Source organism: Arthrobacter nitrophenolicus (assembly GCF_045833485.1).
Classification (GTDB): Bacteria; Actinomycetota; Actinomycetes; order Actinomycetales; family Micrococcaceae; genus Arthrobacter; species Arthrobacter nitrophenolicus.
In genome coordinates this window covers 1,925,202-1,942,013 of the sequence record NZ_CP174504.1, presented here as the reverse complement: position 1 = coordinate 1,942,013, position 16,812 = coordinate 1,925,202, and the positions used below count along the sequence as shown (strand labels likewise).

The following is a 16,812-nucleotide window of genomic DNA, read 5'->3' as shown; positions in this document are numbered from 1 at the left end:
TTGGCGGTATTCTGGTGGCATTCATCTTCGCCATCGGCGGCACCCCTGAAAGGCCCCCTCCCATGAGCATGCTCGGAATCAAGTGGAAGCTGCACGGCACCGGCAAATCCATCAAGCCAGGCCACGTGGTGGCCCCCGATGAACGGCTGGCCTGGCCGCTCACCATCGGCGTGGGCATGCAGCACGTGGTGGCCATGTTCGGCGCCACCTTCCTGGTGCCCATCATCACCGGCATGCCGCCGGCCACCACACTCTTCTTCTCCGGCATCGGCACCCTGCTGTTCCTGGTCATCACCAAGGGCCGGGTGCCCAGCTACCTGGGCTCGAGCTTTGCGTTCATCGCCCCCATCATGGCGTCCCAGCAGCAGTTCGGCGTGCCCGGCGCACTGGGCGGCGTGGTCTTGGCCGGCGCCCTCCTGGCCCTGGTGGGTGCCATCGTGCAGAAGTTCGGCGCGGAGTGGATCAACCGGCTCATGCCGCCCATCGTCACCGGCGCCATCGTGGCGCTGATCGGCCTCAACCTGGCCCCCGCCGCGAAGCAGAACTTCGCCGCCGCGCCCGTCACCGCCGTCGTCACCCTTGCCACCATCATCCTGGTCAGCGTCCTGTTCCGCGGGATTTTGGGCCGGCTCAGCATCCTGGTGGGCGTGGTGGTGGGCTACCTCGTGGCCATGCTCCGCGGCGAAGTCAGCTACGACAAGATGAACGCGGCGGCATGGGTCGGGCTCCCCCAGTTCCAGACCCCCGAGTTCCACATCGGCGTCCTGGGCCTGTTCGTGCCGGTGGTCCTGGTGCTGGTGGCGGAGAACATCGGCCACGTGAAGTCCGTGGCCGCGATGACCGGGCAGAACCTCGACGGCGTCTCCGGGCGCGCGTTGATGGCCGACGGCGCCGCCACCGTCCTCGCCGGGATCGGCGGCGGTTCGGGAACCACCACCTATGCCGAAAACATCGGCGTCATGGGTGTACTCGACGGCGGCCTACTGGGTGGCCGGCATCTTCGCCATCCTGCTGAGCTTCTCACCCAAGTTCGGTGAGCTGATCGCCACCGTTCCGCCGGGCGTGCTGGGCGGCGCGGCCACCATGCTTTACGGCATGATCGGCATCCTTGGCGTGAAGATCTGGGTACAGAACAAGGTGAACTTCTCCAACCCGGTGAACCTGACCACCGCAGCCGTGGCGCTGATCATCGGCATCGCCGACTACACGCTGACCGTCGGCGAACTCACCTTCACCGGCATCGCGCTCGGTTCGGCGGCCGCGCTGGTGATCTACCACGGCATGAAGGCCATCGCGAAGGCCCGTGGAACCGTGGCGGAACCGGAGTCCGAGCAGGCGGGACTGCCGCCGGCTGCCAAGGCCGCCGCCAACGCTGCCGCGAAGCGGGCTCCCAGGAAGCGCTAGGAGCTAGGCCACTTCGTCAGGGCGGTTGAGGCCATGGACGGGCCCGGGCTTGGGCCGCTTCGCTGCCAGGGACTCGTCGGACCCGTGCGGCAGGATGCGGTGCAGCATCCAGGGGAAGAAGTACTGCCGGGCCCACACCAGATCTTCGGCCCGCGCCTGCGTCCAGCCATGGGCCGGTACCGGCCGGGGCTCAAGCGGCTCGAGGGTATGCGGCACTCCCAGCGCGTTGAGGGTGCCCACGGCAACGGCGTGATGGCCCAGCGGGGACAGGTGCAGCCGGTCCGGATCCCACATCCGGACGTCCTGGAGCCCGGGCAGGCACCACAGGTCAACCATGATGGCATGGTGGCGCAGCGCGATCTTGTGCAGGTGCTCGTTGTAGATCGCCACCCTGCCCCGGATCTGGCTGAAGACGGGGATACCACCCCAGTCCGGCCCTGCGTACAGCAGGACTGTGGCTCCCGTGGCGGTTAGCCTTTCCATGGCCTGGTCCATGTGCCTGGCGAGCTTGTCCGGATCGCCGCGCCGGAAGATGATGTCGTTCCCGCCGCCGGACATGGCAATCAAATCCGGCTTCAGCGCCAGGGCCGGGGCAAGCTGACCATCCACGATCTGGCGCAGCAGCATTCCCCGGACCGCGAGGTTGGCGTAGGCGAAGCCCGGCTGGCCGGCGCTGAGTTCCTCCGCCACCCGGTCGGCCCAGCCCCGGAGCCCGCCGAGGCTGCGCGGCTCGGGATCGCCCACACCCTCCGTGTAGGAGTCGCCCAGTGCCACGAACCGGCGCCAGGGGTGCGTGCCTCCGGTTTCCGTGACCGCCCGCAGATCCTGCTTTTCCGTCGTCATGCCGTCCTCCTTCGCACGGTTGAACGCGGGCGCTGCTTCTTTGCGGCGCCCGCCGCCGGTGGCGTCTCTGACTCTTGCTCCAGCTCCGCCGGCGCCAGCAGGCGGAAGTCCTCGACGCCGTCGGGCGGTTCCTGCCGGAGCCCGGAAACCTCCGGGCCGGGCCGGTCCATGGCGGCGCCGGGCACCACGACGTTCAGGGCCGCATCCCGCAGGTCCAGTTCGTGGTGCAGTGCCTGTGTCTGCAGGAACCGCAGGGCGCCTTCGCGGCTGAGGCCGTACTCATTCATGAGGCTGCGCACCGCCAGGTCAACGAGCACCAGCGAGCTCTGCACGACGGCGATTCCCGCCGTCGTCTCCGCCCGCTCGGCCACATGCACCACCACGCGCAGGGCGCGCGCCACCTGGTGCACGTAGCTCCGGATGCGGACCAGGTCGTCGCTGGTGAAAGCGTGGGGTACCGCAGCGTAAAGGTTGATGGCCGCGCTGGTGCCGCCCTCGGACACGATGGGCGCGGAGAGCAGTGACTGCACACCGTGGCCGGCGGCCGCGCTTGAATAGCCGGGCCAGCGCCGGTCCCGGCTGAGGTCGGACAGGAGGACGAATTCACCGGTGCGCACGGCTTCCATGACCGGCCCGTCCGCAAAGGAGCACTGTTCCCGGTCCGCCTCACGGGCCTGCTCGGTGCTGGCGGCGAGCGTGTGCGCCTTGCCAAGGCGGAAAAGAGTGGCAGCCCAGGCGATACCGCGGCGTTCACCCTTGATGTCTGTCATGAAGTCGCGGGTGACTTCCCAGAGGTATGTCTCGACGTCCTTGCTGTCGAGAACAGGCTCCGGCGGCATTGGAAGAGGTCCCCAGCCAACCTGCCCAGTGGGTTCAGCGGCCATTCTCCATGCCTCGCTTGAAGCGCTGCGGCCTACTGCAAAACCTAGTTCTAAGGATACGTCCCGCAGCCACGTTGCAGGGATTCCGGGAAAACTTTGGGGCTTTCCGCAGCGGTGACTGCCCGGCTCAAAGCCAGACCTGGTACCCGGTCGACTTGTCGAAGAGCCTGCGGGTGGTGATGCCTTCGCCGGCTATCCACAGGACTGAACCGTCCTCCGCAGCCTGGTCCACCACCCCGCTGGCCACATACTCACCCCCCAGCCACACCTCCACGGTATGGCCGGCCAGGCGCGACCAATCCTTGCGCAGCCCGCGGTTGGTGCCGGGCGCCGCGTCGTCTTGCTGCGGGCTGCTCACGGCCGCCGGCAGGTCGGCCAGTACGCACAGGTTCACGGTTTCCTCCATCGCTGGGCCGCAGTCGAGCCGCCTGTTAGGACTTGAACTGATATCTCGTTGATATATCAGAATGGAAACCAAGTATGTTCCAAGTCACAGCGGGAGTCAATCGCGGTTCGCCGACAGCAGCCGTAATGGAGAACCCGCCACGCGGCAAAGCGCGGCTTTAGGCGGCGAACAGGGCTTCGCGCACCGCCCGCTCAAAGCCGCTGACGTGCACCCGCGCGAGCTCCGCAGCCTTGTCCTCATCCCCGCCAATGACGGCATTCAGCAGGTTCACGTGTTCGTGCACATGCAGGGACAGGTCGGGAAGGCGGTCGATCACCATGCACCAGATCCGGGTGGCAAGGTTGTCGTAGCGGATCAGGATGTCCTCGAGGTGTGGGTTGGCAGCGGCGGCGTAAATACCCTGGTGCACGCGGGCGTCCAGGCGGAGTGTCTCCGTGACGGAGGCGGCCGCGACGTCGAACGCCTCAACATCCTTGAGGATTGCCCGCAGCTGCTGCCTGACCGCCTCGGTGGCAACCCTTGCGGCGCGGGCAGCCGCGAGGGGCTCCAGCTGCGCGCGGATCTCGGAGATGAAGGACAGGTCCGTGACATCCACGCGGGTGGCGAAGGTGCCCCGCCGCGGGTACGTGATGACCAGCCGGTCCAGTTCCAGCCGCTTCAGTGCCTCACGCACGGGAGTGCGTCCCACGCCCAGTGACTTCGCCAGCGCCTCGTCGTTCAGCAGCTCGCCGGGCTTGATGTCCAGCACCAGGAGCCGGTCCCGGATGCTTTCGTATGCGACGTCGGCCAGGGACTTCCTGCTGCCCTCTTCCGCGGCCGCCAAAGTTTCCAGTGCCATGCCAGGACCCCTTCCCCTCGCCTAAAAGTAACTATTGACCTGCGTCACAGTCGAGTATACGCTGGGGTCCAATCTAATATATCAGTTCGCTACTTTTGAATATATCTAAAGGAGGAGGGGCCATGACCCTCATGCAGACAGAGGCAACCGCAGCGGCCCTGGCAGCGCCGGCAACGGAGCAGGCGCAGAAGTTCGTGCTCACGCTCTCGTGCGCCGAGCAGGCCGGGATCGTGCAGGCCGTGACCACCTTCCTGTTTGAGCGCGGCTTCAACATTGACGAGCACCAGCAGTTCGATGACAGCCTGCGCCAGACCCTGCACCTGCGCACCGCGTTCTCCGGGTCCCCGGACCTGACCCCGGAAACCCTCGCGGCCGAATTCGCGCCGGTCGCGGACCGGTTCGGCATGAAGTTCAGCTTCCACGACCAGACACAGCAGCGGGTCCTGGTGATGGTCTCGAAGTTCGGGCACTGCCTGAACGACCTGATCTTCCGCTGGCGCGGCGGGACCCTGGGCGGGGAACTCGTGGCAGTGGTCTCCAACCACGAAACCCACCGGGCGATGGCAGAAGCGGCCGGGCTGCCCTTCATCTACCTCCCGGTCACCCCGGAGACCAAGGCCGACGCCGAGGCGAAACTCCTGGACCTCGTGGACGAGTACCAGGCGGACCTGGTGGTCCTGGCCCGCTACATGCAGGTCCTCTCCGACGACCTCTGCCGGGCCCTGGAGGGCCGGGCGATCAACATCCACCACTCCTTCCTGCCCGGCTTCAAGGGCGCCCGCCCCTACCACCAGGCCTACGACCGGGGCGTCAAACTCGTCGGCGCGACCGCGCACTACGTCACCGCCGACCTGGACGAAGGCCCGATCATCGAACAGGAAGTCATCCGCGTGGACCACACCTACGGCCCCGCCCAGCTCTCCACCGTCGGCCAGGACGCCGAAGCCCTCGCCCTCTCCCGCGCCGTCCGCTGGCACTGCCAGCACCGCGTCCTGCTCGACGACACCAGCACCGTCGTCTTCCGCTAACCCCCACCCGCACCCGGGGCACACAGTCTTTTTTTGAGAATTTGCAGGAGAACCCTTTTATGGAATCGTCGCCACGTATTGTCATCATCGGAGCCGGGATCGTGGGCACCAACCTCGCCGATGAACTCGTCACCCGGGGCTGGAACAACATCACGGTCCTGGACCAGGGCCCGCTGAACATGCCGGGCGGGTCCACCTCGCACGCCCCCGGCCTGGTGTTCCAGACCAACCCGTCCAAGTCCATGGCCCTGTTCGCCAAATACACGGTCGAGAAACTCCTCTCCCTCACCGAAGACGGCGTCTCCTGCTTCAACCAGGTCGGCGGCCTCGAGGTCGCGACCACCGAAACCCGCCTCGCTGATTTGAAGCGCAAGCTCGGCTACGCCCAATCGTGGGGCATCGAGGGCAGGATCCTCTCCCGCGACGAGTGCAAGGAGCTCTACCCGCTCCTGAACGAAGAAGACATCCTCGGCGGCCTGCACGTGCCCAGTGACGGGCTCGCGTCCGCCGCGCGGGCGGTGCAGCTGCTGATCAAACGCACCGAAGCCGCCGGCGTGAAGTACATCGGCAACACCGAAGTGACCGGCATCGAACAGGAAAACCGCCGCGTCACCGGCGTCCGGACCCCCGACGGCGTCATCGACGCGGACATCGTGGTCTCCTGCGCCGGGTTCTGGGGCGCCAAGGTCGGCGAACTGATCGGCATGAAAGTACCCCTGCTGCCGCTGGCACACCAGTACGTCAAAACCACCCCCGTCCCCGCCCAGCACGGCAAAAACGAGCTCCCGAACGGGGCCCGGCTGCCGATCCTGCGGCACCAGGACCAGGACCTCTACTACCGCGAACACGGCGACCGGTACGGCATCGGCTCCTACGCCCACAAACCCATGCCCGTGGACCTCGACGAACTCGGCACCTACAACCCGGACGAGATCAGCGAACACAACATGCCCTCCCGGCTGGACTTCACCCTCGAAGACTTCCTGCCCGCCTGGGAAGCAACCAAACAGCTCCTGCCCGCCCTGCACGAAAGTGAGATCGAGGACGGCTTCAACGGCATCTTCTCCTTCACCCCCGACGGCGGCTCCCTCGTGGGCGAATCCAAGGAACTCGACGGCTTCTACGTCGCCGAAGCCGTCTGGGTCACCCACTCCGCAGGCATCGCCCGCGCCGTCGCCGAACTCCTTGTGGAGGGCAAATCCTCCATCGACCTCGGCGACTGCGACATCCACCGCTTCGAAGACGTCCAGCTCACCGACGCATACGTCTCTGAGACCTCGCAGCAGAACTTCGTCGAAATCTACGACGTCCTGCACCCGCTCCAGCCCAAACTTTCCCCCCGCAACCTGCGCGTCTCCCCCTTCCACGCCCGGCACAAACAACTCGGCGGGGTCTTCCTCGAAGGCGGCGGCTGGGAACGGCCCTACTGGTTCGAAGCCAACGCAGACCTCCTCAAAGACATGCCCGCAGAGTGGCAGCCGCCGGCCCGGGATGCCTGGTCCGGGATGTTCAGCTCCCCCATCGCCGCGGCCGAAGCGTGGAAAACCCGCACCGCCGTCGCCATGTATGACATGACCCCGCTCAAACGCCTCGAAGTCTCCGGTCCCGGAGCCCAGAAGCTGCTGCAGGAACTGACCACCGCGGACATGACCAAAAAGCCCGGCGCCGTGACCTACACCCTGCTGCTGGACCACGCCGGCGGGATCCGCAGCGACATCACCGTCGCCCGCCTCACCGAAGACACCTTCCAGCTCGGCGCGAACGGCAACATCGACACCGCCTACTTCGACCGCGCCGCCCGCCACCAAACCCAAAACGGCGGCCCGGCCGATTGGGTCCAGGTCCGCGACACCACCGGCGGGACCTGCTGCATCGGTCTCTGGGGCCCCCTCGCCCGCGACGTCGTCGCCACGGTCAGCAACGACGACTTCACCAACGACGGCCTCAAATACTTCCGCTCCAAGCAAGTAGTCATCGGCGGCGTGCCCGTCACCGCGATGCGCCTGTCCTACGTCGGTGAACTCGGCTGGGAACTCTACACCAGCGCCGACAACGGCCAACGCCTCTGGGACGCGCTCTTCAAAGCAGGCCAACCCCACGGGATCATCGCCGCCGGCCGCGCAGCGTTCAGCTCCCTCCGCCTCGAAAAGGGCTACCGCTCCTGGGGCACCGACATGACCACCGAACACGACCCCTTCGAGGCCGGCCTCGGCTTCGCCGTCAAAATGACCAAGGACAACTTCGTCGGAAAAGCAGCCCTCGAAGGCCGCACCGAAGAGAACTCCGCCCGCCGCCTGCGCTGCCTCACCATCGACGACGGCCGCTCCATCGTCCTCGGCAAAGAACCCGTGTTCTACAAAAACCAGCCCCTCGGCTACGTCACCAGCGCCGCGTACGGCTACACCATCCAAAAACCCATCGCCTACGCCTACCTCCCATCCACCGTCAACATCGGCGACGCCGTAGAAATCGAATACTTCGGCCGCCGCATCCCCGCCACCATCACCCAAGACCCCCTCTACGACCCCACCATGACCAGGCTCCGGGGCTAAGCCATGACCGGAACGGAAACGGCCGGGGCCGCAACCATCGGCTCGGAGACCATCAGCAGCTACCTCACGCGGCTGGCTTCACGCCAGCCCACGCCGGGCGGCGGCGCGGCAGCCGCGCTGCACGCCGCCCAGGGCGCTGCGCTTGTGGCCATGGTGGCGCGTTACTCCACCGGCGCGAAGTATGAGCAGCACGCGGCCCTGGTGCAGCGCGTCACGGAAGCCGCCGAAGGCCTGGTGCTCGAGGCACTGGGCCTGGCGGATGCGGATGAAGCTGCCTTCCAGGGCGTCATTGATGCCTACAAGCTCCCCTCGGAAACACCGGAGCTCAAGGCGGCCCGTGCCGCCACCATCCAGGAAGCCCTTGTCCAGGCAGCCAGGACACCAGCCAGCCTGATCGGTGTTGCGGGGTCCGTGGTGGAGCTTGCAACCGAGCTGTTCGACGTGGCCAATCCCAACGTGATCAGCGATGTTGCCGCAGCCGCGGATGCCGCCCGTGCGGCGGCAACCACCGCGCGGGTCAACATTGACATCAACGTGGTGGCCGTCAAGGACCCCGGCGCGCGTGCGCAGCTCGCCCAGGAAACGGACGGCCTCGAGGACAAAGTGGTGCTCGCCGCCGACTCCCTCGCAGCCCGCGTACGTGAAAGGATCCTCCATTGACTACTGCCACCCTGTCCGGCAAGGAGCTTGCCGGGATCATCGGGCAACGGGTCCAGCAGGAGATCCGGTCCCTGGAGCACGACGGCGTCCGTCCCGTCCTGGCCGTGGTCATGGCCACCGACGACGAGTCGACCAAGTGGTACGTCCGCTCAATTGAGCGGGCAGCCGAACGTGCAGGAATTGGTTGCCGGATCATCGACCTCGGGCACGACGCCACCGAACAGGTCCTGGCCAGTGTCCTGCGGGACCTGAGTGCCGAACCGTCGGTGAACGGCATCATCCTGCAGACACCGCTGCCGGAGGGCGTGCGCACAGATTCCCTGGTGGGACTGATCGCACCCGAAAAGGACATCGACGGCGCGAACCCGCTCAGTCTGGGGCGCCTGGCGGTGGGCCAGCCGGCCTTCGCACCCGCCACCGCGCGGTCCGTCGTCGAAATCCTGGACCACTACGCCATTCCGGTGGCAGGCCGGAACGTGGTGATCGTAGGCCGTTCGGCCGTGGTGGGAAAGCCGCTCTCCCTCCTCCTGCTGGCACGTGACGCCGCCATCACGGTCTGCCACTCCAGGTCCGGGCCGCTTGGGAAGTACACCAAGGAGGCGGACGTGGTGGTGGTCGCCGCGGGGAGGACAGGCCTGCTGACCGGCAGCCACGTCTCCCCCGGGACCGTAGTGGTCGACGTCGGCACGAACGTCCTTCCCGACGGCTCCCTCGTGGGTGACGTGGATGAGGCAAGCGTCAGCGGCGTCGCTGCCGCCCTCACCCCCGTCCCGGGCGGGGTGGGTTCGGTCACCACGGCGCTGCTGCTCCTCCATACCGTGGAGGCGGCGCGGTTGCAGTCGCCGGCCCTTGTCCTTGAAGCCGCGGGCTAGGCCAGCCGCGGAAGGAACGACGGGCAGATCAACCCAATCAAGACGGGCCTGATGGTCCCGTTATCCGTAACTGGTGCTTCGGTGGGCCTAAAACCTGGGGAGGTATTCCTCATCGAAGCACCGTTTACGGATAACGGGGCCATTGCCGTACCCCGGCCGGCTCCGGCATCCATCCGAAAGGGAAGGAGCACCGATGCTCATCACCGAAACTATGGCCGGCCCGCGGGCCGGCCACGCACACCCCTGCCATGCGGCCCCCTCCTGGGCCGAGGCCCGGAGGCTGGCGTACGAGTGCGCCGGCCCGCTTCCGCCCGTTTGGGTTCCGCTGGCGGACGCTGATGGACGGGTCCTTAACCGGGACGTCGCGGCGCTGCAGGATTTACCGCATTACGCGTCCTCCGCCATGGATGGCTGGGCCGTCAACGGCGCAGGCCCCTGGCTGCTTCCGGACCCGCAGCAGCCGCCAGCGCATCCGGACCTGGCTGCCTACGGCCGCCTGGCACCCAACCATGCACGGGTCATCGCCACCGGCGGGCTGGTCCCTGCGGGCGCCGAGGCCATCCTGCGCAAGGAGAGCGGTGAGGTGGTCCCCGGGCACTCCGGGAGCCTGCTCCTCACCGTCGGTCCCGGCGCCCGGGCGGATGAACCGCGCCGCGGACAACACATCCGTCCTGCCGGCGAGGAGGCGCTGGCCGGCGATGTGCTGCTGCCCGCCGGCACCGTGCTTAACCCGGCACGCATCGCCCTGGCCGCTGTGGCGGGGCACGATGAAGTCCAGGTGCGGGCCCGGCCGTCGGTCGCCGTCGTACTTACCGGTTCCGAAGTGGTGACGCAGGGAGTCCCCGCGGCCGGCGAGGTCAGGGATACCTTCGGCCCGCAGCTTGGCACAGTTCTTTCGCAGCTGGGCGGCATTGCCGGCAGTCCGGTGAGGATCGGCGATTCCTTCAGCGAGTGGCTGTCCGCCCTTGATACCGCCACAGCGCCCGGCGGCGGCAAGGCCGACGTCGTCATCACCACGGGCGGGACTGGACGGTCCGGTACAGACCATTTCCGTGCCGCCATTGGCTCACTGGGTGGACGCATCCTGCTCGACGGCATCGCCATGCGCCCCGGCCACCCTGCCGTCCTGGCCGAACTTCCGGACGGGCGGTTTGTGGCCGGGCTGCCGGGCAACCCCCTGGCCGCCATGATGGCGCTCCTGACCGTCGGGGCCCCGCTGATCGCCGCCCTGGGCGGCCGCCCCCTGCCCGCCGCGACGGACGTGCTGTCCGGCAGCGACATGCCACCGGACCCGGGCCGCACCCGCCTTGTCCCCTGCAGGTTACTGTCGGGGCTGGCGTTTCCTGTCCAGCACACAGGCCCGGGCATGATGCGCGGGCTTGCCTGGGCGGAGGGAGTCATGGTGGTGCCGCCGGACGGCGTGGACTCGGGGCAGCCCGTCCCGGTGCTTCCGCTCCCCTGGAGCCCCGGAGTGGACATGGTTCCCGGCACGAACCCGCAAGGACGGAGCATCCCATGACCCGCATGACCCAGCGCCGCAAAATCCACCGCTTCCACCTGGACGGGTCAGGCAGCGAGTACCCGGTGCGGCACAAGGAAGATGTCCTGGCCGCCGAGGAACCGCTCGAGATCCGCCTTAACGGCCGCTCGTTCGCCGTCACCATGCGCACCCCAGGGGACGATTTCGACCTCGTAGCCGGCTTCCTCGTCTCCGAAGGCGTCATCCGGCGCCATGCGGACCTGGTCTCGCTGCGGTTCTGCGCCGGCGGGAACGGGGAAACCCAGACCTTCAACGTGGTGGACGCCCAGCTGGCGCCGGACGTGCCGATGCCCGACACGATGCGGCACGTGTACACCTCAAGCTCGTGCGGCATCTGCGGGACGGAATCGATCGACGCGGTCCGCAAGGCTATCCACTTCCACATGGCAGAGGACGGCCTCCGGGTCCCGGTTGACATCCTGGCGGGCCTGCCGGACCGGCTGCGGGCAGCGCAGGCCGTGTTTGACAAGACGGGCGGCGTCCACGCAGCCGGCCTGTTCAGGGTTGATGGGCCGGAAGCGGAGCTGCTGTGCCTCCGCGAGGATGTTGGCCGGCACAACGCCGTAGACAAGGTGGTGGGCTGGGCCCTTAGGGAGGGGCAGCTGCCGCTCAGTGGCACCGTATTGCAGGTTTCCGGCCGCGCATCCTTCGAGCTCGTCCAGAAGGCCGCCCTGGCGGGAATTCCGGTCCTGTCTGCAGTCAGCGCACCCTCCAGCCTGGCCGCCGACCTGGCCGCCGAAACGGGCGTGACCCTGGTGGGCTTCAGCCGGGGGAGCAGCTTTAACGTCTATGCAGGACGCGAACGGGTGGGACGGCCAGCGACGGCGGTCCGGCAGGAAAGTTTTGCCTAGCGCAGCGCCGCTGTGCCGCGGTCCTTAGCCGCTCCTAGCGCAACCTGAACCACAATAAGCAACAGCGTGACCTACGCAACGACGAGTGTTAAAGATTTGTGTCATGGGCCGAAATCCCTTGACTTTCAATGTGGCCTGGTTCACTCTGTTGCTTAGCGCGAGTTCTGTTGATTCTTGCGGAACACCTCCCCCGACGGGCTTCCAGCCCTAGTGCGACCACGTTTCTCAACCGAAGAGGTGCATCAATGCACAAGGCATGCCCCCCAAAGCCTTTTCCGAACGGAAATCTCCGGCTTGATACCCCACGCCTAATCGCAAGCCCATGACTCGCCGAGCAAAGGACCCGCTCATGGCCATCAACAGTGAACTAAAGTCCCCACAACCCAAGAAACCGTCAGGCAGCGATCCGTTGCCTGATCCAACCCTTCCGGACTCCGCCACGGCGTCCCCCATCGATCCCGCCGAGACCGAGGCCGAAACTACCGTCCTGCCCGAGAACGAGGAGTACGAGCAGATCCTCGAGGAGCTGCGACAGACCAAGACCGAACAGGCCGTCTCCGAACGCCGCAACCGCAAGCTCATCCTGGACAAGACCACGTTCGGGATCACCGGCGTCATCGCCATCGCCTTCGTGATCTGGGGCTTCACCGGCAAGGACAGCCTCTCCACCACATCAAAAGACGCCCTTAACTGGGTGATGGAATACACCGGCTGGCTCTTCATGGTCCTGGCCTCCCTGTTCGTTGTCTTCGTCCTCTGGCTGGCCCTTGGGAAGTTCGGGAACATCCCGCTCGGCAAAGACGGCGAGAAGCCGGAATTCCGGACGGTTTCGTGGGTGGCCATGATGTTCGCAGCCGGCATGGGCATTGGCCTCATGTTCTACGGTGTGGCAGAGCCGCTCTACCACTTCATCTCTCCCCCGCCGGGCACAGTTGACGGCCGTACCCCGGACGCGATCCAGACGGCGATGGCCACGTCCATCTTCCACTGGACCCTGCACCCTTGGGCCATGTACGCGGTCGTTGGCATTGCCATGGCCTACGGCACCTACCGGCTGGGCCGTAAGCAGCTGATTTCGGCCGCTTTCACGTCCATCTTCGGCATCCGGACGGTCGAAGGCCCGGTTGGCAAGTTCATCAACATCCTGGCCATCTTCGCCACGCTCTTCGGCACCGCGGCCTCGCTGGGCCTCGGGGCACTGCAGATCGGCAGCGGCCTGACGTCGAATGGCTGGATGGGCGAGATCGGGACCCCCGTCCTGGTGGCCATCGTGGCCATCCTGACGGCCTGTTTCGTCGCCTCGGCCGTATCCGGCATCAGCCGCGGCATCCAGTGGCTGTCCAACATCAACATGGTCCTGGCCGTCATCCTGGCCATGATCGTCTTCGTGGCCGGACCCACCCTGTTCATCCTCAACCTCATCCCGGCGGCCGTGGGAGACTACGCCCGCGACCTTGCGGAGATGTCCTCCCGGACAGAGGCTGTCGGCGACGAAGCGCTGCGGACCTGGCTGTCCGGCTGGACCATCTTCTACTGGGCCTGGTGGATTTCCTGGACGCCCTTCGTAGGCATGTTCATTGCCCGCATCAGCCGCGGCCGGACCATCCGCCAGTTCGTTACCGGCGTCCTGCTGGTTCCGAGCATTGTGAGCGTCATCTGGTTCGGCATCTTCGGCGGCACCGCCTTCAACATCCAGCAGGAAGCGGACAAGGCCAACCAGCCGGGCCTGATGACCGTCACCGACGGGGTGGCGAGCATCGATTTTGACGGTGCCCTCTTCAACCTGGTGAAGAACCTTTCCATGCCGGGATGGCTCACGGCGGCCGTTATCGTCCTGGCCATGGTGCTGGTTGCCATCTTCTTCATCACGGGTGCCGACTCTGCATCGCTGATCATGTCGTCGCTGAGCTCCAACGGTTCCTCCGAACCCAAGCGCGGCCTGGTCATCTTCTGGGGAACGCTGACCGGAGCAGTGGCAGCAGTCATGCTGCTGGCGGGCGGCGATGAGCCCTCCGAGGCTTTGTCCGGCCTGCAACGGATCACCATTGTGGCGGCACTGCCGTTCGTCATCGTCATGCTGCTGCTCTGCTTCGCCCTGGCCAAGGACCTGCGGCGGGATCCGCTCTCGCTGCGCAAACGGCTGGCCACCTCCGTGGTGGAGCGGGCCATCAAGACGGGCGTGGAACAGCACCGCGGCGTCCAGTTCGACCTGGTCACCCGGCACGACTGCGGCGATTCATGCCCCGACCCCGAAGACTGCCCGGGCGGCAGCTCCGTGGTGGACAACGACAAGAAATAGCCGATCGATTCCGGCCCCGGTGGACACCCACCGGGGCCGGAATGCGTTAAGCCCCTATCGGTTTCGGGAACAGGTGGCACCTCTAAGCCGATTCCCGGTTCAGCATTACGTCGTAGGCCTCCACGCGCCGGTCCGTCACCGTGGTGGGCGACTCCAGGTGGACTGCCCCCGACGGCAAAATACCGGCGCCGCCGAACCGCTCCATAACCTGCCACTGGGCCAGGACGTCCTCGCCCGCGTGGTCAGCCGGAAGGTCCGCCCAGAAGGTGAACCCGCCGGCGTCGTTCAGTGCTTCCCGCCGGTAGAGCACGCAGCCGCCCAGCCACGCCACCCGGTATGGCACCCACTGGCCGGGCTGCAGGGACAGCTCGGCACTCAGGTGGCTGAGATTGGCCGCACTGTGGAGCGGCCAGCGGTCGAAGCCGGGGGCGCCGGGGCGGATTCGCTCCGCACTCACCTGCCCCTCCCAGGCTTCAAAATTGGCTGTCTGCTCAGGTCGCCTGTCATTCAGGTAGGACAGCCCCTGGGGCGCCATTCCCACAAAACCGCACGCGAGCTCGTCCAGCGCCCCGCTCAGCCGCGCCAGGGCACCCGGCTCCAGCCAGACGTCGTCGTCAAGGAAAAGGCACTGGTCCGCCGTGGATTGCTCCAGCAGGAACTGGCGGTGTTCGGCCAGTCCGCGCCGCGGCAGGTGCCGGAGCAGCGTAACCGGCCTCCCCTGCGCCTCCAGGACCCGCACCATGGCCGCAGCGGCGGGATGCTCCCACCCCGGGTCCCCGGTGGACTGGTCGCTGATGACGACGGCGAACGCGGGGTCGGTTTGGCCGGCGAGTCCGGCGAGGGTGACAGCGAGTTCAGCCGGGCGGTTGCAGGTTGGCACCAGTACGTCGACGGCTACCTCGCCGGGCATGCCTGCCGGGCGTGCCCACTGTTCGGACGATCTCCTGCTCACAGTTCCTCCTGGTGCCGGCGGGCAGGGCCGGCAACTGGTGAATGGGTTTCGAATGTCCTTTACCCAGACCGCGGGCATGTATGCCGGCGGCAAGGCAAAGGCCCCTGTCCCGCATCTCGAATCGAGGATACGGAACAGGGGCCCCGTGGCTGTGCAGCCTGCCTTCATGCAGGCGCCGCGCTCACATTGGCTCAGCCGGCGTCGAAGCTCTCGCCGCCGTCATCCTTGGGCGACTTTTCCTGCGGAAGGTCGTTGCCGCTGCCGTCCGGGATGCCCGCCGCTTCCTGGCCGGACTCGGAGGAGACCGGCGCGGAGCCCTGCGAGTCATCGTTGGATTCGTCGATCTCGGCGGCGCTGGAGGGAAGGTCCATGTCGTGTGGGACCGGCTCCGTGCCGGCGCCGGCCTGTGGCTCGTTGGTGTCGGCGCTGCCTGCTGCCTGGCTGCGGGCGGAGCCGCCGGCGCCCTGGCCTCCGCCCATCTCCTGCTCGGCGGTGGGGGTTCCGTAGCCGCCGGGATCCGACTCGGGTTGCGCGTGCTGGTTTTCCTGCGTCATGGTTCCTCCTGTTGGGTTTGCGGTTTGAAAGGGGCTCGCGGCCTGGGTCCCGGCGTGTGCTTAGAGTCCCTTGCCGCCGGTCACCGGCAGTACTGCCCCCGAGATGTAGGACCCGTCCTCGGAGGCCAGCAGCACGTAGGCGGCCGCCAGCTCGGCGGGCTGGCCCGCGCGTTCCAGGGGCGTGTCCTGGCCGAACTTGGGAAGCTTGTCCGGCCATTCGGTGGCGGGAATCAAAGGTGTCCAGATGGGGCCGGGGGCCACGGCGTTGACGCGGATGCCCTTGGGACCCAGTTCCTGCGCAAGGGCCTTGGTGAACGCCACCTGCGCCGCCTTGGTCATGGCGTAGTCGATCAGGCCGGGCGAGGGGTTGAACGCCTGGATCGATGCGGTGGTGATGATGGAGGCGCCGGCTTTGAGGTGCGGCACGGCCGCCCTGGCACTCCACAGCAGCGAGTAGAGGTTGGTCTTGAAGACCCTGTCGAATTCCTCCGTGGGCAGGGTCTCAAGGCTCTCGCGGTTCTTCTGGTAGGCCGCGTTCAGCACCACCACATCCAGGCGGCCGAACTCAGCCGCCGCTTCCTCGACGATCCGAGTGCTGAACTCTTCCTGCCGCCCGTCACCGGCGAACAGGAGGGCGCGGCGGCCCGCCTTCCGGATCCAGTCGGCGGTGTCCTGGGCATCGTCCTCCTCCTCGGGCAGGTAGGAAATGGCGACGTCGGCCCCCTCGCGGGCGAACGCGATGGCCGCGGCTTTGCCGATCCCGGAATCACCACCGGTGATGAGTGCGGCCTTTCCCTCCAGCTTTCCATGCCCCTCGTAGCTGAGTTCGCCGTGGTCCGGCTTGGGGTCCATGGGCGCCGTGAGGCCGGGCTGCTTCTGCTCCTGCTCCGGAAAGGGGCCCGAGTGGTAGCCGCCCCGGGGGTCCTTTGGCTGGTCTGTCTGCTTGTCGCTGCCGCTCATAGTCCGCCTCCCTGTGTCGGTGCCGCTGTACCGGTTTCGAAGGGCCCTGCCGGAGCACCGGCCCTTCGAAGCTATCCCGGCCGGAGGAACAAGTCCACCGATTGGTCCGAATAATCAGTAAACTTATCAAATGATGGTCGTGACGCAATGCCTGCCTTGCTTCTGGGTACCT

At 66.8% G+C, this 16,812-nt stretch carries 14 protein-coding genes and 1 pseudogene; 8 read left to right on the top strand and 7 right to left on the bottom strand.

All coding sequences use genetic code 11. The features are described from left to right. Positions 1-62: 62 nt before the first annotated feature. Positions 63-1,404, top strand: a pseudogene (locus tag ACJJV6_RS09075) (uracil-xanthine permease family protein). Between the two features lie 3 nt (positions 1,405-1,407). Here ACJJV6_RS09075 and ACJJV6_RS09070 read toward each other — a convergent pair. The 4 genes from ACJJV6_RS09070 to ACJJV6_RS09055 all read right to left on the bottom strand — a co-directional run bounded on the left by ACJJV6_RS09070 (position 1,408) and on the right by ACJJV6_RS09055 (position 4,372). Then, positions 1,408-2,247 carry an SGNH/GDSL hydrolase family protein gene (locus ACJJV6_RS09070; RefSeq protein ID WP_009358418.1) on the bottom strand — a complete coding sequence of 280 codons (840 nt, stop codon included), beginning with the start codon at positions 2,245-2,247 and terminating at the stop codon, positions 1,408-1,410. After that, positions 2,244-3,086 (bottom strand): GAF domain-containing protein, encoded by an 843-nt coding sequence (locus ACJJV6_RS09065; RefSeq protein ID WP_407710358.1) that lies wholly within the window; start codon positions 3,084-3,086, stop codon positions 2,244-2,246. Before ACJJV6_RS09065 ends, ACJJV6_RS09070 begins: the two co-directional genes overlap by 4 nt. Positions 3,087-3,255: 169 nt before the next feature. Then, positions 3,256-3,522, bottom strand: coding sequence for a hypothetical protein (locus tag ACJJV6_RS09060; protein WP_235046914.1), 267 nt, complete (start codon positions 3,520-3,522; stop codon positions 3,256-3,258). 169 nt (positions 3,523-3,691) lie between these two features. After that, positions 3,692-4,372, bottom strand: a complete 681-nt coding sequence (locus ACJJV6_RS09055; RefSeq protein ID WP_407710357.1) for a GntR family transcriptional regulator — start codon at positions 4,370-4,372, stop codon at positions 3,692-3,694. A 122-nt stretch (positions 4,373-4,494) separates the two neighbouring features. On the opposite strand from ACJJV6_RS09055, the gene purU reads away from it, so the two are divergent. The 7 genes from purU (at position 4,495) to ACJJV6_RS09020 (ending at position 14,174) form a co-directional block, all read left to right on the top strand. Continuing rightward, a complete protein-coding gene (gene purU, locus ACJJV6_RS09050) occupies positions 4,495-5,400 on the top strand; it encodes a formyltetrahydrofolate deformylase (RefSeq protein ID WP_407709458.1) in 906 nt (301 codons plus the stop codon). A gap of 59 nt (positions 5,401-5,459) precedes the next feature. After that, positions 5,460-7,952 carry an FAD-dependent oxidoreductase gene (locus ACJJV6_RS09045; protein ID WP_407710356.1) on the top strand — a complete coding sequence of 831 codons (2,493 nt, stop codon included), beginning with the start codon at positions 5,460-5,462 and terminating at the stop codon, positions 7,950-7,952. Between the two features lie 3 nt (positions 7,953-7,955). Next, complete coding sequence (locus ACJJV6_RS09040; RefSeq protein ID WP_407710355.1) at positions 7,956-8,612, top strand: cyclodeaminase/cyclohydrolase family protein; 657 nt, start codon at positions 7,956-7,958, stop codon at positions 8,610-8,612. After that, positions 8,609-9,484 (top strand): bifunctional 5,10-methylenetetrahydrofolate dehydrogenase/5,10-methenyltetrahydrofolate cyclohydrolase, encoded by an 876-nt coding sequence (locus ACJJV6_RS09035; protein ID WP_009357613.1) that lies wholly within the window; start codon positions 8,609-8,611, stop codon positions 9,482-9,484. Before ACJJV6_RS09040 ends, ACJJV6_RS09035 begins: the two co-directional genes overlap by 4 nt. A 193-nt stretch (positions 9,485-9,677) precedes the next feature. Then, the gene (locus ACJJV6_RS09030; protein WP_407710354.1) at positions 9,678-11,003 is read left to right on the top strand and encodes a molybdopterin molybdotransferase MoeA; all 1,326 of its coding nucleotides are present in this window, start codon (positions 9,678-9,680) and stop codon (positions 11,001-11,003) included. Beyond that, positions 11,000-11,875, top strand: coding sequence for a formate dehydrogenase accessory sulfurtransferase FdhD (gene fdhD / locus ACJJV6_RS09025; RefSeq protein WP_009357611.1), 876 nt, complete (start codon positions 11,000-11,002; stop codon positions 11,873-11,875). The genes ACJJV6_RS09030 and fdhD overlap by 4 nt, the downstream gene beginning before the upstream one ends. 349 nt (positions 11,876-12,224) lie before the next feature. Beyond that, a complete protein-coding gene (locus tag ACJJV6_RS09020) occupies positions 12,225-14,174 on the top strand; it encodes a BCCT family transporter (RefSeq protein WP_354177182.1) in 1,950 nt (649 codons plus the stop codon). An 82-nt stretch (positions 14,175-14,256) separates the two neighbouring features. On the opposite strand, the gene ACJJV6_RS09015 is transcribed toward ACJJV6_RS09020, so the two are convergent. From ACJJV6_RS09015 to ACJJV6_RS09005, 3 genes are all read right to left on the bottom strand, one after another. Next, positions 14,257-15,126, bottom strand: a complete 870-nt coding sequence (locus tag ACJJV6_RS09015) for a glycosyltransferase family 2 protein (protein ID WP_407710353.1) — start codon at positions 15,124-15,126, stop codon at positions 14,257-14,259. 191 nt (positions 15,127-15,317) lie between these two features. Next, positions 15,318-15,680 (bottom strand): hypothetical protein, encoded by a 363-nt coding sequence (locus ACJJV6_RS09010; RefSeq protein ID WP_407710352.1) that lies wholly within the window; start codon positions 15,678-15,680, stop codon positions 15,318-15,320. A gap of 60 nt (positions 15,681-15,740) precedes the next feature. Next, positions 15,741-16,640: an SDR family oxidoreductase gene (locus ACJJV6_RS09005; RefSeq protein WP_407710351.1), complete on the bottom strand. Its 900-nt coding sequence runs from the start codon at positions 16,638-16,640 to the stop codon at positions 15,741-15,743. Positions 16,641-16,812: the final 172 nt, after the last annotated feature.